The following is a 15273-nucleotide window of genomic DNA, read 5'->3' as shown; positions in this document are numbered from 1 at the left end:
AGAACGCTCATGTCCCAATCTTCCAAGGAAATCAACAAAGATCGTCAGAATTACTATCAGCATATTTCCGGGCAGAACCTGACGCCGCTTTGGGAATCGCTGCACCATCTGGTACCGAAAACGCCGAACCCTACCTGCGCTCCGGCCTACTGGAATTATCAGGAGATTCGTCCGCTGCTGCTGAAAAGCGGTGAGCTGATTGGCGCGAAAGAGGCTATACGCCGCGTGCTGGTGCTGGAGAACCCAGCGCTGCGCGGACAGTCATCGATTACTTCCTCGCTGTATGCCGGATTACAGCTGATCATGCCAGGCGAAGTGGCGCCAAGCCACCGCCATAACCAGTCTGCGCTGCGCTTTGTGGTTGAAGGTGAAGGGGCGTTTACCGCCGTTGACGGCGAACGCACGCAAATGCGGGCCGGTGACTTTATTCTGACGCCGCAGTGGCGCTGGCACGACCACGGCAACCAGGGCAATGAGCCGGTTGTCTGGGTGGATGGCCTCGATCTGCCGCTGGTGAACTATCTGGGCTGCGGCTTCGCTGAAGATTATCCGGAAGATCAGCAGCCGGTAACCCGCAAAGAGGGGGATTATCTGCCGCGCTACGCCGCCAATATGCTGCCGCTGCGTCATCAGGTCGGTAACTCTTCGCCCATCTTTAACTATCGCTATGACCGTAGCCGCGAAGCGTTACACGAGTTGACGCGTCTGGGCGATGCCGACGAGTGGGATGGCTACAAAATGCGCTATGTCAACCCGGTTACCGGCGGCTATCCGATGCCGTCGATGGGCGCCTTCCTGCAGCTGTTGCCGAAAGGGTTTACCTCACGCGCGGCGAAAACCACCGACAGCACTATCTATCACGTGGTTGAAGGTAGCGGCCAGGTGACTATCGGCGAACAAACCTTCTCCTTCCAGGCAAAAGATATCTTCGTCGTGCCGACCTGGCACGCCGTCTCTTTTAACTCTGCCGAAGATACCGTGTTATTCAGCTTTTCGGACCGTCCGGTGCAGGAAGCACTCGGTCTGTTCCGCGAAGCGCGTTATTAAAAGTTAAGAATAAGGAATTGAATCATGACTCAGTATGTTTTTGCGCCCCAGGCCCCGATTAGCGTTCCGGTTGTTGGCAGCGATGAGCAGTTCCCGGTGCGTCGCGTTTACTGCGTCGGTCGCAACTACGCCGCCCACGCTCGTGAAATGGGCTTTGACCCGGATCGTGAACCGCCGTTCTTCTTCTGCAAGCCTGCCGATGCGGTGGTACCCGTCTCCGCGGGAGAGACGCTGGATCTACCGTATCCGACGCAAACCGATAACTATCACTATGAAATTGAGCTGGTGGTAGCGATTGGTAAACGGGGAAGCGATATTCCTCTGGAGCAGGCCCATGAATATATCTGGGGCTATGCCACCGGTCTGGATATGACCCGCCGCGATCGCCAGATGGAGATGCGCCAGATGGGCCGTCCGTGGGAAATCGGTAAAGCTTTTGACCTCTCTGCGCCGATTGCGCCGCTGCACAAAGCGGATACCGCGGACGTGAACCAGGCTGGAATCTGGCTGCAGGTGAATGGAGAAGATCATCAGCGCAGCGATATCCGCCATCTGATCTGGTCGGTTAACGAAACTATCAGCTATCTTTCCGGCTTCTTTGAGCTGCAGCCCGGTGACCTGATTTTTACCGGTACTCCAGAAGGCGTCGGCGCGGTGGTAAAAGGCGATGTCATCACCGGCAACGTAGATGGACTGACGCCAATCGCCGTACGCGTGGTGTGAGGTGAATGATGAAGCTGTACAGTTTTTTCAATAGCTCAGCGTCCTACCGCGTGCGGATTGCGCTGGCGCTGAAGGGCATCGACTACCAGAGCGTGGGCGTCAATATCCGCATCGGTCAACAGAACGAGCTGGAATACCGGAGGCTGAATCCGGTTGGCCTGGTCCCGACGTTGATTACCGATGACGGTGAATCTCTCGGTCAGTCGTTGGCGATTGCCGACTGGCTGGACCGGCATTATCCACAGCCGCTGCTGCTTCCCCACGAAGACAGCGCGCGGATGCGGGTACTGGAGATCGTTTACGCCATCGCCTGCGATATTCATCCAATAAATAACATGCGCGTTTTACGCTTCCTTGGCGACGAGCTGAAGGTAAGCGAAGAGGATAAAAAGCGCTGGTATGCGCACTGGATCCAGCAGGGTTTTAGCGCCGTTGAGCAGCTACTGCGACACGCTAAATCCGGCGACTTTTGCGTAGGCGACGCGCCGACCCTGGCGGACTGCTGTCTGGTACCGCAGTGGGCCAACGCTTTAAGGATGGGCTGCGATCTCAGCCACTATCCACGCTGTCAGGCGGTCTATGACGCCTGCACCCGGCTCCCGGCGTTTATCGCCGCTGCGCCGGAAAACCAACAAGATAAGATACCGGCTTAGGAGGCAACATGGCAAAAGTGATGCGAGCAATAATTGTCGGCGGTGGTATTGGCGGGGCAGCAACGGCGCTTTCTCTGGCGCGCCAGGGCATTAAAGTAATGCTGTTGGAAAAGGCGCACGAAATCGGCGAAATTGGCGCCGGGATCCAGCTTGGCCCTAACGCGTTCTCGGCGCTGGACAGCCTCGGCGTCGGCGAAGTCGCCCGCCAGCGCGCGGTCTTTACCGATCATATCACCATGATGGATGCGGTGAATGGCGAAGAGGTGGTCAGTATTGAAACCGGCCAGGCCTTCCGCGACCATTTTGGCGGCCCCTATGCCGTTATCCACCGAGTGGACATTCATGGCACCGTCTGGGAAGCGGCGCTGACCCACCCGGCCGTGGAGTATCGCACTTCGACGCAGGTGGTGGATATCCGCCAGACTGCCGATGACGTGACGGTTTTTGATGATAAAGGCAACAGCTGGACGGCGGATATTCTGATCGGCTGCGACGGCGGTAAGTCTGTGGTGCGCCAGAGCCTGCTGGGCGATTCGCCGCGGGTAACCGGTCATGTGGTCTATCGCGCGGTAGTCGATGCCGCCGATATGCCGGAAGATTTACGCATTAATGCGCCGGTGCTGTGGGCCGGGCCGCACTGCCACCTGGTGCATTATCCGCTGCGCGGCGGTAAGCAGTACAACCTGGTGGTGACCTTCCATAGCCGGGAGAAAGAAGAGTGGGGCGTGCGCGACGGTAGTAAAGAAGAGGTGCTCTCCTACTTTAAAGGCATCCACCCGCGTCCACGGCAGATGCTGGATAAACCTACCTCCTGGCGTCGCTGGTCTACCGCCGATCGCGAGCCGGTAGAAAAATGGGGCAACGATCGCATCACGCTGGTCGGCGACGCTGCCCATCCGGTGGCGCAGTATATGGCTCAGGGAGCCTGTATGGCGCTGGAAGATGCGGTGACGCTGGGTAAAGCGCTGGCGCAGTGCGACGGCGATGCGGCTCGCGCCTTTGCGCTGTATGAATCGGTACGTATTCCGCGAACCGCGCGTATCGTCTGGTCAACGCGTGAAATGGGCCGGGTTTATCACGCAGCCGGGGTTGAGCGTCAGGTGCGTAACCTGTTGTGGAAGGGCAAAAGCCAGAGTGAATTTTATCGCGCCATGGAGTGGCTGTACGGCTGGAAAGAGGATAACTGCCTGGAACCACGTTAAGCGGTTGTGCATTTCCCGGGGGCTACTGGCCCGCAGACAGAGCTGACCTTGTAGCCCGGCTAAGCGTAGCGTAAACCGGGAAGCAGAAGCGCCGCCGGGGAAACCGATATTGACCCCTTTCAACCCGTATCCAGAGGCGCTACCATAGCGCCTCTTTTTTTCGGGCAATGATAAACAATATGCGTGTACTACTGGCGCCGATGGAAGGCGTGCTCGATTCGCTGGTGCGCGAGCTGCTCACCGAAGTGAATGATTACGATCTCTGCATCACCGAATTTTTGCGCGTGGTGGATCAGCTTCTGCCGGTAAAATCGTTCTACAGACTGTGCCCGGAACTGCATAACCATAGCCTGACGCCGTCCGGTACCCGCGTGCGCGTGCAGCTGCTGGGGCAGTATCCGCAGTGGCTGGCGGAAAATGCCGCCCGCGCGGTTGAGCTGGGCTCCTGGGGAGTCGATCTTAACTGCGGCTGCCCGTCAAAGCTGGTGAACGGCAGCGGCGGCGGGGCAACGCTGCTCAAAGATCCGGAGCTTATCTATCGCGGCGCGAAAGCGATGCGCGAGGCGGTACCGGATCATCTGCCGGTGACGGTAAAAGTACGTCTTGGTTGGGACAGCGGCGAGCGGCGGTTTGAAATTGCCGACGCGGTCCAGCAGGCGGGGGCCAGCGAACTGGTGGTTCACGGCCGGACGAAAGAGGACGGCTACAAAGCTGAACGTATCGACTGGCAGGCGATAGGGGAAATCCGTCGGCGCCTGACCATTCCGGTGGTGGCCAACGGTGAAATCTGGGATTGGCAAAGCGCCCAGGCCTGCATGGCGGCGACCGGCTGCGACTCGGTGATGATTGGCCGCGGCGCGCTGAACGTGCCTAACTTAAGCCGGGTGATAAAATATAACGAACCGCGTATGCCCTGGCCACAGGTTGTCGAACTGCTGCAAAAATATACCCGTCTGGAAAAGCAGGGCGATACCGGCCTTTATCACGTCGCGCGTATAAAGCAGTGGCTGAGCTACTTGCGTAAAGAATACCTTGAAGCCTCAGACCTCTTCAGCGCGGTACGCACTTTGCAGGACTCGGCGAGCATTGCGCGCACGATTAACGACTGGCGCAGCTAAACTATCTGACCTGCATCACATTTTTCTGTTTGTCCCATTGAGTTCATCCGGCAGACAGTGGAATACTCGCTATCGATTGTTACTGCTCCGGCAGGCAAAACCTGATTTCCTGGCATCCGTCGGGGTCAGGTTTTTTTGTTTTTGGGGTTCATATGCAAATCGCCAAAGTCCTTAATAATAATGTAGTGGTGGTTTTAGATGAGCAGCAGCGCGAACAGGTGGTCATGGGCCGAGGACTTGCCTTTCAAAAGCGCGTTGGTGACTCTCTTGATGAAAGTAAAATTGAAAAGGTCTTCGCCCTGCAGAGCGATGAGCTGGTTGGCCGTTTAGGTGAATTACTCAGTCAGATACCATTAGAAGTGATGACCACCTGCGATCGGATTATCGAGCTGGCCCGCGGTCGTCTCGGAAAGTTACAGGACAGTTTGTACATTACCCTGACCGATCACTGCCACTTTGCTATTGAACGGCAAAAGAAGGGGGTCGCGATTCGTAATGTGCTGCTGTGGGAAATCAAGCGGCTGTATCCGAAGGAATTTGAATTAGGACAGGAAGCGCGGGCTATTATCGCTAAACGGCTCGGGGTTGAACTGGCTGAAGATGAAGCGGGTTTTATTGCCCTCCATCTGGTGACGGCGCAGCTCAACAGCGAAATGCCGGAAGTGATGCACGTTACCCGGGTGATGCAGGAAATTCTGCAGCTGGTGAAGTATCAGCTGACGCTTAATTACGACGAAGAGTCGTTGAGCTATCAGCGCTTTGTCACTCATCTTAAGTTTTTCGCCCAGCGTATGCTGACGCGCACGGTTGTTGAAGATGATGATGTGACGCTGCACAGCGCGGTAAAGGATAACTATCCCAAAGCGTGGAAATGTGCAGAAACCGTTGCCCGGCACCTGCAAAAGAGTTACCAGCGGCCGCTGACGACGGAAGAAATTATGTTTCTTGCCATTCATATTGAACGGGTGAGAAAAGAGGGGCGCTAAACGCTTATTGGGCCTGGCTTTTAGCAACTTCATAAAAACTGGATTGTTACTGCATGATGCAGGCAAAACCTGAGCGCAACGCCAACCCGGCGTTGTTCTCGGGTTTTTTTATTTTTAATACTCAGTTAACGATGCCTGCGGGCAGCGGAAGTAAGGAAAACAGCATGGAATATAAAGCACTCGCGCAGGATATTCTCAGCCGGGTAGGCGGCAAAGAGAATATTGTGAGTCTGGTTCACTGCGCAACCCGGCTGCGTTTTAAACTCAAAGACGGCAAGAAAGCTGATGCCGAAGGTCTGAAAGCCAACCCCGGCGTCATTATGGTGGTGGAAAGCGGCGGCCAGTTTCAGGTCGTTATCGGTAACCACGTCCATGACGTCTGGCAGGCCGTGTGCAGCGAGGCTGGCCTGACCGATGAGAGTGAACCGGTTGCGGTCAAAGGTGAAAAAGTCTCGATCATCGGCCAGCTTATCGACATCGTTTCCGGTATTTTCACGCCGTTTATCGGCGTACTGGCGGCATCGGGGATCCTCAAAGGGGTGCTGGCGCTGGCGGTAGTTTGCGGCTGGCTAACCACGCAGCAGGCGACCTATAAAATATGGTTTGCCGCCAGCGATGCGCTGTTTTTCTTTTTCCCGCTGTTTCTCGGCTATACCGCCGGGAAGAAATTTGGCGGTAACGCCTTTATTACGATGGTTATCGGCGGCGCGTTAACTCATCCGCTGATGATTCAATCTTTTGAAGCCGGCATGGCTCCTGACGCCGCCACCGAGTATTTCCTCGGTATTCCAGTGACCTTTATCAACTACAGCTCGTCGGTTATCCCGATTATCCTCGCCTCGTGGGTGAGCTGCTGGATTGAGCGACGCAGCAACGCGATCCTGCCATCGTCGATGAAGAACTTCTTTACCCCGGCGATTTGCCTGGCCGTCGTCGTACCGCTAACGTTCCTGATTATCGGACCCGTTGCGACCTGGCTCAGCCAGCAGCTGGCTAATGGTTACCAGCTTATCTATCAGGTTGCGCCGTGGCTTGCCGGAGCGGCAATGGGGGCGCTGTGGCAGGTTTGCGTTATCTTCGGCCTGCATTGGGGATTGATACCACTGATGATCAACAATCTCGCGATGCTGGGTCATGATTCGATGCTGCCGATGCTGCTGCCCGCGGTGATGGGCCAGGTTGGCGCCGCGCTGGGGATTTTCCTGCGCACTCGCGATGCGCGGCAAAAAGTACTGGCGGGATCTGCGGTATCCGCAGGGATCTTTGGGGTGACGGAACCCGCTATTTATGGTCTGAACCTGCCTTTACGCCGTCCCTTTATCTTCGGCTGCGTCGCCGGCGCGATTGGCGGTGCGATTGTCGGCTTTAGCGACAGCCACGTTTATTCTTTTGGTTTCGGTAACATTTTTACCCTGGCGCAGATGATCCCGCCGGCGGGTATTGATGCGACGGTGTGGGGCGGTGCGGCAGGCATGTTTGCTTCATTAATCATCGCCTGCGTACTGACTTTAGTCGTCGGGATGCCGCAGAGCGCCGCAGAGCAAGCTGCCGTAGTGGTCGCTCCGGCATCGGAAAATGACATCCTTGCGCCGATGACCGGCAGCGTTCTGGCTCTGGATCAGGTTCCTGACAGCACTTTCGCCAGCGGCTTGCTTGGCCAGGGCGTGGCGATAATTCCCTCCGTGGGCAAGGTTATCGCGCCATTCTCAGGCGAAGTCTCCTCTATTTTTCAGACTAAACATGCCATTGGTCTGCTGAGCGATAGCGGTATTGAGCTGCTCATTCACGTGGGCATCGACACCGTTAAGCTCGATGGCGTGCCGTTCACCGCCTACGTCAAAGAGGGCGACAAAATCAAAGCGGGCGACCTGCTGCTGGAGTTTGATCGCCAGGCTATTCTGGACGCCGGCTACGACCTGGCGACGCCTATTATTATCAGCAACAGCGACGATTATCGTGCTCTGGATATTGTCTCCGCCAGCGCGGTAGAGGCCGGTCAGCCGCTGTTGTCCGTAAGTCATTAATCACAGGAGAGAGATGAATGAAGACATTCCCGCAGGCATTTTTATGGGGCGGCGCGACCGCGGCAAATCAGGTTGAAGGCGCTTATCTGGAAGAGGGGAAAGGATTAACCACTTCTGACGTCCAGCCGCGCGGTGTATTTGGCGATGTGGTAGAGCGTGTGCCTGGCGATAGCGGCATCAAAGATGTCGCCATCGATTTTTATCACCGTTATCCGGAGGATATCAGCCTCTTTGCTGAAATGGGCTTTAATTGCCTGCGCGTCTCCATTGCCTGGGCGCGTATTTACCCTAACGGCGATGAGGCTCAGCCAAACGAAGCCGGACTGGCCTTTTACGATAAGCTGTTTGATGAAATGGCGAAGCACAATATCACTCCGCTGGTGACCCTGTCGCACTATGAGATGCCGTGGGCGCTGGTGAAAAACTACGGCGGCTGGGGTAACCGTAAAGTTATCGGATTCTTCGAACGCTACGCTCGTACGGTATTTCAGCGTTATCAGGCGAAGGTTAAATTGTGGCTGACCTTTAACGAAATCAATATGTCCCTGCACGCGCCGTTGACCGGCGTCGGTCTGCCGGCTGACAGCAGCAAAGAGGAAGTTTACCAGGCAATTCACCATCAGCTGGTGGCGAGCGCGCTGGCGACTAAGGCCTGTCATGACATCGTACCGGAAGGCAAAATTGGCAACATGCTGCTCGGCGGCCTGATGTATCCGCTTAGCTGCAAACCGGCCGATATTTTTGAAACCCTGCAGCAGAATCGCAGCTGGCAGTTCTTCGGTGACGTTCAGTGCCGCGGCGCTTATCCGGGCTATATGCTGCGCTATTTCCGCGACAACGGTATCACCGTTGAGATCACCGATGCCGATCGCGAAGCCCTGAAAGAGACCGTCGACTTTATCTCCTTTAGCTACTATATGACCGGCTGCGTAACCGCCGACGAAGAGTTGAACAAGAAAATGCGCGGCAACATTCTTAGCATGGTGCCAAACCCGCACCTGGAAAGCTCGGAGTGGGGCTGGCAGATCGACCCGCTGGGCCTGCGCACGCTGCTGAACGTGCTCTGGGATCGCTACCAGAAGCCGCTGTTTATCGTTGAAAACGGGCTGGGAGCGAAGGATAAAGTCGAAGCCGACGGCAGCATCAATGATGATTACCGTATCAGCTACATCAACGACCATCTGGTGCAGGCGCGTGAGGCGATTGAGGATGGCGTTGAGCTGATGGGCTACACCAGCTGGGGGCCAATCGATCTGGTGAGCGCTTCAAAAGCGGAGATGGCCAAGCGCTATGGCTTTATCTATGTCGATCGCGATGATGAAGGTAATGGCACTCTGGCGCGCAGCCGTAAGAAAAGCTTCTGGTGGTATAAAGAGGTGATTGCCACTAACGGCGGCAGCTTAAAAGATTAATGGCCGACGGCTTTCCCGGGGCAGGTAAAGCGCCTGCCGCCCCCTGACCACGGTAGCTGGCCCGGAAAACCACCGGGCCATTTTGCCTGTTACGCCGGTTTGCGCGCGCGCAGCAGAAAAATCATTGGCCGTTCTTTTTCTTCATCCAGCGCCGGTTGGGCGCTAATCTGCTCCGCCGTCGGCCCCCATTCATCCAGATGTTCAATGACGAACCCGGCGGCGATAAGCTGGTTAATCCAGCTGGAAAGCTTACGATGCTGTTTTTTTACCCCGTCGGCAAACCAGTTGCTGATGCGCTCGCCCTCCTGCTGGTAATGACTTACCGGCCAGCTCTTCTGCCCGCTCTCATCTTCCTGCCAGCCCTGACGCGGCGGGGCGGTGTAGATGGGGTGCTCGGCGGAAAACAGCAGCGTACCGCCGGGCGTCAGCGCCTGATAAACGGTGGCTAGCAGCGGTGCGATATCGGGCAGATAGTGCAGCGCCAGCGAGCTATAAACCAGCTCGTAGCTATTCGCGGGCAGGGTAAGGGTCTGCAGATCCGCGCAGCGATAGCGGATGCCTTCGCCCTCCGTCATTTCGCGGGCGCGCTCAAGCATTCGGCTGGAAATATCCAGCCCATCCACCTGCGCGGCGCCCTGGTCGCGAGCCCAGCGGCAAAACCAGCCGTAGCCGCAGCCGAGATCGACGACGCGTAGACCGGATAATGGCGGAAGCATTTGCTGTATGGTTGGCCACTCAGGGGCGCCGTCCAGCCCTTTTACCGAACGATCGAGAGTAGCGTATCCGGCAAAAAAAGCGGGATCGTCATAGATGTTCTGACTCATTTTCACTCCGTGAATATACCCTTCATACAACTCGAATTATTTGGGGTATGGTTTATTTGTAGTCTGCTAATAGTTTCGGCACACGCTTTACTAAAAAGCACTTATTCAATTAATTTATTATACCTGCCCTTACTTAGTTACCTGACTGATTTCATGAACCTGAATTTGAGCAAATGCGTGCTGGCTGGATTACCGTTGGCTATAGCACTGTCTGGCTGTGCGCCATCGCATGATATTGGCAACTCGCCTCAGCAGCAGACTCCGGCATCCCATGTCGCCATGGAACTGCCTGCCGCCGTGAAAAACGGCTGGCCGCAGAGCAGCTGGTGGCAGGACTACCACGATCCCCAGCTCAATCGCCTGGTTCAGCGTGCATTAGCCAATGCGCCGGATATGCAGATCGCCGAACAGCGCATCAAGCTGGCGGAAGCGCAGGCGCGGATGTCGCAATCCAGCCTGGGGCCTAATCTTGATTTTTCTGCCGATATTGAACGGCAAAAAATGTCTTCCGAAGGGGTTATGGGGCCTTTTGCCACGGATACCGACGGCAATACCGGACCGTGGTACACCAACGGCACCTTCGGGCTGACCGCCGGTTGGGATCTGGATCTGTGGGGCAAAAACCGTGCGCTGTTGAAAGCGCGTATCGGTGAGGTTAAGGCTCATGTCGCCGAGAAGGCCCAGACCAGGGAACTGCTGGCCAGCAGCGTTGCCCGCCTTTACTGGCAGTGGCAAACCGAAGCGGCCATAAAAAATGTGCTGACTCAGGTGAAGAATGAGCAGAATAATATCGTGACCGTGGATACTGCGCTGTATCAACGCGGGATCACCAACTCGGCCGAAGGGGCGGAGAACGATATTAACGTCAGTAAAACCGATCAGCAGCTCGCTGACGTTGCCGGCAATATGAAAGAGATTGAAGCGCGGCTGATGGCGCTGACCAACAGTCAGAGTCAGACGCTTAATTTACGTCCGGCTGATTTACCCGCCGTCAGCGCACAAATGCCCTGCGAGCTCGGCTATGAACTGCTCGCGCGACGCCCGGATTTGCAGGTAGCGCACTGGTATATTGAGGCTTCTTTAAGCGAAATCGATGCCGCAAAAGCCGCATTTTATCCTGATATCAACCTGATGGCTTTCCTGCAACAGGATGCCCTGCATCTGAGCGATCTTTTCCGCCATTCTGCTCAGCAGATGGGCGTTACCGCGGGTCTGACGCTGCCCATATTCGATAGCGGTCGCCTGAATGCGAACCTGGATATCGCCAGCGCGCAAAACGGCCTGTCGGTGGCGAAATACAACAAAGCAGTGGTCGATGCGGTGAATCAGGTGGCAAAAACCGCCAGTCAGGTTGAGACGCTGATGGCCAAAAATCAGCAGCAGCAGACGGTGGAAAAAGATGCCGAGCGGATGGTCGCTCTGGCGCAGGCGCGAAGAAACGCCGGGCTCATCTCCGGTGCTCGCGTCAGCCTGGCGAAGCTGCCGGCGTTGCAGGAGCGGATCGCCGCGCTGCGCCTGCACGGCCAGTGGCTTGATGCCAGCATCCAGTTAACTTCCGCGCTGGGCGGCGGGTATCATCAGGCGGCGAAGTAGCTCTGTTTCTCCGGCTCGCGCTACGCTTAGCCGGGCTACAGATTACGTGGTCTGTAGAGTTTGTAGCCCGGATAAGGCGTTTACGCCGCCATCCGGGAACTCTCGTCACTCTTTCTTCTTCGCCTCGCGGCGCTTAAGCCACCAGTGCGCCGCAACCACCAGCGCTACCGCCAGAATCAGCCAGATCCAATGTTTCAGATGCGCATCCAGATTGTGCAGCCACGGGCCGATCGCTTCGCCGCCGAGATAACCGAGAGTGGTAAAGATCAACGCCCAGACCAGCGCACCGAGGATATTCAGCGGCAGGAAAACCTTCGGTGGAAGACGGCTGGCGCCAATCAGCAATGGCCCAATCACCCGAAAGCCGTACATAAAACGGGTGCCGATAACAAACAGATAGGGTCGGCGCTGAATCATGCGCTGCGCCTTCTCAATTCGCTTTTTATGGCGCGAAAACCGCCGCAGAATGCGCCCGCCAAAGCGTCTGCCGAGTAAATAAAGCAGCTGATCGCCGATCATTCCCCCGAGAGCGACCGAAATAACCACCAGCCAGAACTTCAATAATCCCTGATGCGCCGCCACGCCGCCAAGCAGAGTGATGGTTTCACCTTCCGCCATGCTGCCGATGACCAGCGCCGCGTAGCCGTACTGGGAAATCAGGTTATTGATATCCATATAAAGATAAACTCCTTACCACGTCATTCCTTTAATCATACACCCTGTTGATGAAAATGCGGGGAAGGGCATTTTTATCGTTGCGCACAAAATAATCGATAAGGTGAATTATACTTGGATTAGTGCTGTACCACGCCGTGACAAGGGGGACGCTATGAACCATGTCTGGGGACTCTTCTCTCATCCAAATCAAGAGATGAGCGTTATTAAAAACGAAAACGAGACCGTTTCGCATCACTATACGCATCATGTGCTGGTGATGGCGGCGGTGCCGGTAATTTGCGCTTTTATTGGCACCACGCAGCTGGGCTGGAACTTCGGCGATGGCACGGTGATAAAACTGTCGCTGATGACCGGTCTGGCGCTGGCGGTACTGTTTTATGCCGTGATGCTTGCCGGGGTAGCGGTGATGGGGCGGGTTATCTGGTGGATGGCACGCAGCTATCCGCAGCGGCCTTCGCTTAAACGCTGTATGGTTTTTGCCGGTTATGTCGCTACGCCGATTTTCCTGAGCGGGATTGTGGCGCTTTATCCGCTGGTGTGGCTGTGCGCGCTGGTGGGAACCATCGCGCTGCTTTATACCGGCTATCTGTTGTATCTTGGTATTCCAACCTTTCTTGGGATCAATAAGGAAGAGGGGCTGAGCTTTGCCAGTTCGACCCTGGCGATAGGCGTTCTGGTGCTGGAAGTGCTGCTCGCTATCACCGTGATCCTCTGGGGCTACGGATATCGGCTCTTCTGATTAACTCATTGCCGGCATAAATAGGTTTTTATGTCGGCAATGCAGCATTTGTTCACGATTCTTATTAGCCAGCTCGCGTTCTGACAGGTTATGATGATTTTTGCCAGCGGCGTTACCACCCCAACGCCGCGGCGTACGTTCATAACGTGCAAAAATACTTTTCAGAATGCTCATGATGACCAAATTTCGAGTTTCTTTGCTCAGCCTGACTTTGCTGCTGGCTGTGCCTTTTGCGCCCCAGGCGATGGCTAAAACCTCCGCGGCGGTGGCCGCATCTCAGCCGGATATTGCTTCCGGCAGCGCGATGATCGTCGATCTTGCCAGCAAAAAAATTATTTATGCCAGCCAGCCGGATCTGGTTCGTCCGATGGCGTCGATCACCAAGGTGATGACCGCGATGGTGGTGCTCGATGCCCATCTACCGCTTGACGAAATGCTGACCGTGGATATCAGCCAGACGCCTGAAATGAAAGGGATTTATTCACGCGTCCGCCTGAACAGCCAAATCAGCCGCCGCAATATGCTGCTGCTGGCGCTGATGTCGTCAGAAAACCGCGCCGCCGCCAGCCTGGCGCACCATTATCCGGGAGGCTACAACGCCTTTATTCGCGCGATGAACGCCAAAGCGCAGGCGCTGGGCATGACCCGTACCCGCTACGTTGAACCAACGGGCCTGTCGATTCACAACGTCTCCACCGCGCGCGATCTGACTAAACTGCTGATCGCCAGCGAGCAGTATCCGCTGATCGGTCAGTTGAGCACCACCAAAGAGGATATGGCGACCTTTGCCCATCCGGCCTATACGCTGCCGTTCCGTAATACCAACCATCTGGTGTATCGCGATAACTGGAATATTCAGCTGACTAAAACCGGTTTTACTAACGCGGCGGGCCACTGTCTGATCATGCGCACGGTGATTAATCAGCGCCCGGTGGCGCTGGTGGTGATGGATGCGTTTGGCAAATATACCCATTTTGCCGACGCCAGTCGTCTGAGAACGTGGATTGAAACCGGGAAGGTGATGCCGGTTCCGGCTTCCGCGCTTAGCTATAAGAAGCAGCGTGAAGCGCAGATGGCCGATGCGATGCTGAAAGGCGGCGCGCAGACCGCGCAGAATGATTAACCTGACTTCCCCCGGATTGCGGCGCGAGCGCCTTATCCGGGCTACAGAACGGCGCTGAACCGTAGCCCGGCTGAGCGCAGCGTGAGCCGGGGTTTTCCGGAGGCGGAGCCAGTGCACCTGTCCGGGCTACCGTTTACCCGCGGCGCTGAACGGTTCCCACTCCCTTTGAAAGAGAATTACTCCGGCAGCGTCCAGTCGCCGAGCTTCCCCCGGATTGCGGCGCGTGCGCCTTTCCGGGCTACAGAACTACAGAACTGCGCTGAACCGTAGCCCGGCTGAGCGCAGCGTGAGCCGGGAATTTCCCGGAGGCGGAGCCAGCGCACCTGTCCGGGCTACCGTTTAACCGCGGCGTCGAACGGCTCCCGCGCCCTTTGGAAGAGGGTTGCTTCGCTAACCGTAGCCCGGCTGAGCGCAGCGTGAGCCGGGAATTTCCCGGAAGTGGAGCCAGCGCGCCTGTCCGGGCTACCGTTTACCCGCGATGCTGAACGGTTCCCGTCCCTTCGGTAGAGAATTACTCCGGCAGCGTCCAGTCGCCGTCGCCGAGCTGACGCTGCATAATCAAAGTGTCCCGCCAGTCACCCATCTTGTAGCCGACGCTGCGCAGCTGGCCCACTTCGCTAAAACCAAACTTCTTATGAATGGCAATCGACCCGGCATTACTGTGCCCGTCGCCGATAATCGCCAGCATTTGTCGCCACGGCCCCTGCTCGCATTTCTCAATTAAGCGGGAGAGCAGGGCGCTGCCGATACCGCGTCCACCCATTCCCGCTTCCACGTAAATCGACTCTTCGAGGGTGTAGCGATAGGCCGGACGCGGGCGGTAAAAGGTAGCGTAGCAATAGCCGACGATGGTTCCGCGCCACAGAGCAACCAGCCATGGCAGCCCGCTATCGCGCACGGTTTTTATACGTTTGCGCATCTCATCAACGGTTGGAGGGATCTCTTCAAAAGAGGCGCGTCCATTGAGTACGTGCCAGACGTACAGCGCGGCGATGGCGTGGGCGTCATCGGGAAGCGCTTCGCGGATCTCTAAGTCAGCGTCGTGTAATTTATCCACTGCGGGCATGTTCGGGGTTCCTTACGCGGGTTTGCCGGAGAAGGAGTTTCTCCGGCGTGCAGCGTAATACAGAAGCCCGGCGACTGAATAGCCC

Annotated in this window: 13 protein-coding genes and 1 pseudogene; 11 read left to right on the top strand and 3 right to left on the bottom strand. The window is 56.4% G+C overall.

Features of this window, described 5'->3' with window-relative positions; genetic code table 11:
- The first annotated feature begins 9 nt into the window (after nucleotides 1–9).
- The 8 genes and pseudogenes from gtdA (at nucleotide 10) to ascB (ending at nucleotide 9165) form a co-directional block, all read left to right on the top strand.
- Entirely contained in the window at nucleotides 10–1047 is a 1038-nt protein-coding gene (gtdA, locus tag GJ746_RS17020) for a gentisate 1,2-dioxygenase (RefSeq protein ID WP_154681257.1), read from the top strand.
- A 24-nt stretch (nucleotides 1048–1071) separates the two neighbouring features.
- Nucleotides 1072–1770 carry a fumarylacetoacetate hydrolase family protein gene (locus GJ746_RS17015; RefSeq protein WP_154681256.1) on the top strand — a complete coding sequence of 233 codons (699 nt, stop codon included), beginning with the start codon at nucleotides 1072–1074 and terminating at the stop codon, nucleotides 1768–1770.
- Nucleotides 1771–1778: 8 nt separating this feature from the next.
- Nucleotides 1779–2423 (top strand): maleylacetoacetate isomerase, encoded by a 645-nt coding sequence (gene maiA / locus GJ746_RS17010; protein WP_154682762.1) that lies wholly within the window; start codon nucleotides 1779–1781, stop codon nucleotides 2421–2423.
- A gap of 8 nt (nucleotides 2424–2431) precedes the next feature.
- Complete coding sequence (locus tag GJ746_RS17005; RefSeq protein ID WP_154681255.1) at nucleotides 2432–3625, top strand: 3-hydroxybenzoate 6-monooxygenase; 1194 nt, start codon at nucleotides 2432–2434, stop codon at nucleotides 3623–3625.
- A 179-nt stretch (nucleotides 3626–3804) separates the two neighbouring features.
- Nucleotides 3805–4743: a tRNA dihydrouridine(16) synthase DusC gene (gene dusC / locus GJ746_RS17000; RefSeq protein ID WP_154681254.1), complete on the top strand. Its 939-nt coding sequence runs from the start codon at nucleotides 3805–3807 to the stop codon at nucleotides 4741–4743.
- A gap of 152 nt (nucleotides 4744–4895) precedes the next feature.
- Nucleotides 4896–5729, top strand: coding sequence for a transcriptional antiterminator BglG (gene bglG, locus GJ746_RS16995; RefSeq protein WP_154681253.1), 834 nt, complete (start codon nucleotides 4896–4898; stop codon nucleotides 5727–5729).
- Nucleotides 5730–5782: 53 nt separating this feature from the next.
- Nucleotides 5783–7753, top strand: a pseudogene (bglF, locus tag GJ746_RS16990) (PTS beta-glucoside transporter subunit IIABC).
- 17 nt (nucleotides 7754–7770) lie between these two features.
- Nucleotides 7771–9165, top strand: coding sequence for a 6-phospho-beta-glucosidase (ascB, locus tag GJ746_RS16985; RefSeq protein ID WP_154681251.1), 1395 nt, complete (start codon nucleotides 7771–7773; stop codon nucleotides 9163–9165).
- Nucleotides 9166–9254: 89 nt separating this feature from the next.
- On the opposite strand, the gene GJ746_RS16980 is transcribed toward ascB, so the two are convergent.
- Complete coding sequence (locus GJ746_RS16980; protein ID WP_154681250.1) at nucleotides 9255–9989, bottom strand: class I SAM-dependent methyltransferase; 735 nt, start codon at nucleotides 9987–9989, stop codon at nucleotides 9255–9257.
- Nucleotides 9990–10142: 153 nt separating this feature from the next.
- Between GJ746_RS16980 and mdtQ the strand changes: the two genes are divergently transcribed.
- A complete protein-coding gene (mdtQ, locus tag GJ746_RS16975; RefSeq protein ID WP_154681249.1) occupies nucleotides 10143–11582 on the top strand; it encodes a multidrug resistance outer membrane protein MdtQ in 1440 nt (479 codons plus the stop codon).
- Nucleotides 11583–11687: 105 nt separating this feature from the next.
- On the opposite strand, the gene GJ746_RS16970 is transcribed toward mdtQ, so the two are convergent.
- Nucleotides 11688–12257, bottom strand: a complete 570-nt coding sequence (locus GJ746_RS16970; protein WP_154681248.1) for a DedA family protein — start codon at nucleotides 12255–12257, stop codon at nucleotides 11688–11690.
- Between the two features lie 154 nt (nucleotides 12258–12411).
- Between GJ746_RS16970 and GJ746_RS16965 the strand changes: the two genes are divergently transcribed.
- Both GJ746_RS16965 and pbpG read left to right on the top strand, forming a co-directional pair.
- Nucleotides 12412–12999: a Yip1 family protein gene (locus tag GJ746_RS16965; protein WP_154681247.1), complete on the top strand. Its 588-nt coding sequence runs from the start codon at nucleotides 12412–12414 to the stop codon at nucleotides 12997–12999.
- 172 nt (nucleotides 13000–13171) lie between these two features.
- Nucleotides 13172–14122 (top strand): D-alanyl-D-alanine endopeptidase, encoded by a 951-nt coding sequence (gene pbpG, locus GJ746_RS16960; protein WP_195908749.1) that lies wholly within the window; start codon nucleotides 13172–13174, stop codon nucleotides 14120–14122.
- A gap of 511 nt (nucleotides 14123–14633) precedes the next feature.
- Here the strand turns inward: pbpG and GJ746_RS16955 are convergent.
- Nucleotides 14634–15188, bottom strand: a complete 555-nt coding sequence (locus GJ746_RS16955) for a GNAT family N-acetyltransferase (RefSeq protein WP_154681246.1) — start codon at nucleotides 15186–15188, stop codon at nucleotides 14634–14636.
- Nucleotides 15189–15273 lie beyond the last annotated feature (85 nt).

It is taken from the genome of Klebsiella oxytoca (genome assembly GCF_009707385.1).
GTDB classification, from domain to species: domain Bacteria; phylum Pseudomonadota; class Gammaproteobacteria; order Enterobacterales; family Enterobacteriaceae; genus Klebsiella; species Klebsiella oxytoca_C.
Note: the sequence above shows the minus strand (reverse complement) of the source record. Positions and strands in the feature narration are given on the sequence as shown.

What these genes read in the sequence shown, in the direction of transcription:
- GJ746_RS17005 (WP_154681255.1), top strand. Translation starts at nt 2,432, where the DNA reads ATGGCAAAAGTGATGCGAGCAATAATTGTCGGCGGTGGTATTGGCGGG.
- GJ746_RS16970 (WP_154681248.1), bottom strand. Translation starts at nt 12,257, where the DNA reads ATGGATATCAATAACCTGATTTCCCAGTACGGCTACGCGGCGCTGGTC.
- dusC (WP_154681254.1), top strand. Translation starts at nt 3,805, where the DNA reads ATGCGTGTACTACTGGCGCCGATGGAAGGCGTGCTCGATTCGCTGGTG.
- GJ746_RS17015 (WP_154681256.1), top strand. Translation starts at nt 1,072, where the DNA reads ATGACTCAGTATGTTTTTGCGCCCCAGGCCCCGATTAGCGTTCCGGTT.
- GJ746_RS16965 (WP_154681247.1), top strand. Translation starts at nt 12,412, where the DNA reads ATGAACCATGTCTGGGGACTCTTCTCTCATCCAAATCAAGAGATGAGC.
- pbpG (WP_195908749.1), top strand. Translation starts at nt 13,172, where the DNA reads ATGATGACCAAATTTCGAGTTTCTTTGCTCAGCCTGACTTTGCTGCTG.
- ascB (WP_154681251.1), top strand. Translation starts at nt 7,771, where the DNA reads ATGAAGACATTCCCGCAGGCATTTTTATGGGGCGGCGCGACCGCGGCA.
- GJ746_RS16955 (WP_154681246.1), bottom strand. Translation starts at nt 15,188, where the DNA reads ATGCCCGCAGTGGATAAATTACACGACGCTGACTTAGAGATCCGCGAA.
- bglG (WP_154681253.1), top strand. Translation starts at nt 4,896, where the DNA reads ATGCAAATCGCCAAAGTCCTTAATAATAATGTAGTGGTGGTTTTAGAT.
- gtdA (WP_154681257.1), top strand. Translation starts at nt 10, where the DNA reads ATGTCCCAATCTTCCAAGGAAATCAACAAAGATCGTCAGAATTACTAT.
- maiA (WP_154682762.1), top strand. Translation starts at nt 1,779, where the DNA reads ATGAAGCTGTACAGTTTTTTCAATAGCTCAGCGTCCTACCGCGTGCGG.
- mdtQ (WP_154681249.1), top strand. Translation starts at nt 10,143, where the DNA reads ATGAACCTGAATTTGAGCAAATGCGTGCTGGCTGGATTACCGTTGGCT.
- GJ746_RS16980 (WP_154681250.1), bottom strand. Translation starts at nt 9,989, where the DNA reads ATGAGTCAGAACATCTATGACGATCCCGCTTTTTTTGCCGGATACGCT.